This is a genomic window from Tissierellales bacterium, from assembly GCA_035301805.1.
Classification (GTDB): Bacteria; Bacillota; Clostridia; order Tissierellales; family DATGTQ01; genus DATGTQ01.
Window position 1 is genome coordinate 1 of sequence record DATGTQ010000049.1, and the last position, 2,759, is coordinate 2,759.

Here is a 2,759-nt window from a genome sequence, read left to right on the forward strand (position 1 = left end):
AGCAAGTATTATAGCTGCTCACACATATGGAGTATCTATGGGAGATATTACTGAATATATATTTTTATACCAGGGCGTTCATCGTAGACTTGAACTAAAGGGTAATTTAAATGGTGTAAAAATTATGGACGATTATGCTCACCATCCTACAGAAATTAAGGCTACATTAAAATCTTTAAGAAATATTTCTAAAGGTGATATTTATTGTATATTCCAACCTCATACCTTTACTAGAACTAAAGCTTTACTTAATAGTTTTGCAGACTCTTTTCAGAATGCTAATAAAACCATAATAACTGATATCTATGCAGCACGAGAAATAGATAATGGGGAAATACATTCTAAGGACTTATCAAAGGCAATTAATAATATGGGTCATAATTCTATATATATACCTACATTTAAAGAAATAGAAGAGTATTTATTACTTAATGCTAAAAGAGATGATATTATTATAACTATGGGAGCAGGAAATATATACTTAGTAGGTGAATCACTCCTAAAACAATTGGAAAATCAAAATGAAAAAGCAGCAGTTTAAAGCATTAAAAAGGTTTAAACCTTTTTAATGCTTTTCTTATTTTACATTGTACATATTTTTTAACATAGCATTTATACCTACCTTATCAAATATATAATAAGAAAAATTTTTCCCATTTATATTTCTAAATTCATCATAACCAGGAAGAGTGAATAAATTCATACTTTCTCCATTTAAATCTAAGGAGCCTTTTCCATAATTTAAGGCATCAAATACACTCATATCAGTTTTTATATATTTCAATCCCTTTGGAATAATAAAAACTGCATTTTTTATTGCTTTACTAGCAAATGATTTTAAAAACTCTTGCTGGGCTTTTATTCTTCCTAGGTCTCCATCTGGATAGCCTTCCCTATATCTTAAAAAATTCAGAGATTCTTTACCATTTAAAACCTGATTTCCTTCAGGTATATCTATATGCAAGGGTGGTTTACTATACCAATCATCATATTTCATATGAAAGGGCACATTTACTTCTACACCACCTACTAAGTCTACTATTTCTTCTACTCCTTCATAGTCAATTATTGCATAGTGGTGTATAGGCGCGCCACCTAATATATAAGAAACTGCTTTTATTACACCATCTATTCCGTGACTATAATATATACTGTTTATTTTTCTCTGATCTCCCAGATTGTACCCTTGTCTATGAAGGTATGTATCCCTAGGTATTGATATTAGGTCTGCACTTTTATTGTCTTGATCTAAGGATGCAAAAATTATAGTATCACTTCTTACATCTTCCATGCCTAGAATTAAAAAATTTATTCTTGAGCTTTTATTTAATGCTTCTTCTAATGAATTATAAACAGTATTTTTTTGGGCTTTCTCCAATGTTTTATTTGGAATAGGATTCTTATCTTCTGCTATTATATTGTCTTTAGGGTTTATATCATTGTTTTTTATATAGGATTGACCACCAATCAAAAATGCTAGAAGTCCAATTAAAAAGGACATAATAAGGACTTTTATGAAGGTTCTCATCTTATCACCTTTCAAATTTATATATCCCTTATTGTGTCCTAATGAAATAATAATATTAAAATAAGCAGCAAAAGGTCCTAAAGCAAAATATTATAATCCTTTAATAATAAGGTAAGAACCTTCCTGTTAATGAAATTAATGTCCTGGTTTTCCTAAAAGTTCAAACATATTTTTCTTATACTCTTCTACACCTGGTTGATCAAAGGGATTTACTCCTAGTAAATAGCCTGACATTGCACAAGCCTTTTCAAAGAAATAAATTAATTTTCCAAAATAAAATTCATTTAATTCTGGTATATTTATTATTATATTTGGTACATTCCCTTTAACATGGGCTTTCAGTGTACCTTCAAAGGCTTTTTTATTTACTAAATCCATAGTCTTTCCCGATAAGAAATTTAATCTATCTAAATCATCTTCACTTTCTTTCAATACTATGTTTTTCTCAACCTTCTCCACATTAATAGTAGTTTCAAATATATTTCTTTTACCATCTTGGATAAATTGTCCCATAGAGTGTAAATCTGTAGTAAAATTGACTGATGCTGGATATATACCTTTTTTATCCTTTCCCTCTGATTCTCCAAATAATTGTTTCCACCACTCTGCAAAATAGTTTAAAGCTGGTTCATAATTAGCCAATATCTCTATGTCTTTTCCCTTGTTATAAAGTATATTTCTAACCACTGCATATTGATAAGATATATTATCTGCTAAATTTTCATTTCCATATTCTTCTTGTCCAGAGTAGGCACCTTCCATAATTTTTTCAATATCCAATCCAGATACTGCAATTGGTAAAAGACCTACAGGTGTAAATATAGAATATCTACCGCCCACATCATCAGGAATTACAAAAGTTTCATAACCTTCATTATCTGCTAAAGTTTTTAGGGCTCCTTTTTCCTTATCTGTTGTAGCAAATATACGGTTTTTAGCTTCTTCTTTTCCATATTTTTTCTCCATATATTCTTTGAAAATCCTAAATACTATGGCTGGCTCGGTAGTTGTACCTGATTTTGAAATAATATTTACACTTATATCTTTATCTTCAATAGTATCTAATAAATCTAAAATATAAGTACTGGATATATTATTACCTGCATAATATATTTCTGGTGTTTTCCTTTTGCCCTTAGCTAATTGATTATAAAAGCTATGATTTAAAGCCTCTATACAGGCCCTAGCCCCTAAATATGAGCCTCCAATACCTATCACTATTAATGCATTC

Annotated in this window: 3 protein-coding genes; 1 reads left to right on the forward strand and 2 read right to left on the reverse strand. The window is 29.6% G+C overall.

Annotated elements, in window-relative coordinates; translation table 11 throughout:
* The coding region (locus VK071_02220; GenBank protein ID HLR34125.1) for a cyanophycin synthetase at positions 1-541 on the forward strand (541 nt) is incomplete at its 5' end.
* A 36-nt stretch (positions 542-577) separates the two neighbouring features.
* On the opposite strand, the gene VK071_02225 is transcribed toward VK071_02220, so the two are convergent.
* Both VK071_02225 and VK071_02230 read right to left on the reverse strand, forming a co-directional pair.
* Positions 578-1,543, reverse strand: coding sequence for an LCP family protein (locus VK071_02225; protein ID HLR34126.1), 966 nt, complete (start codon positions 1,541-1,543; stop codon positions 578-580).
* Between the two features lie 120 nt (positions 1,544-1,663).
* Positions 1,664-2,759, reverse strand: a 1,096-nt coding sequence (locus VK071_02230; GenBank protein HLR34127.1) for a glucose-6-phosphate isomerase, incomplete at its 5' end; no start/stop codon positions are given.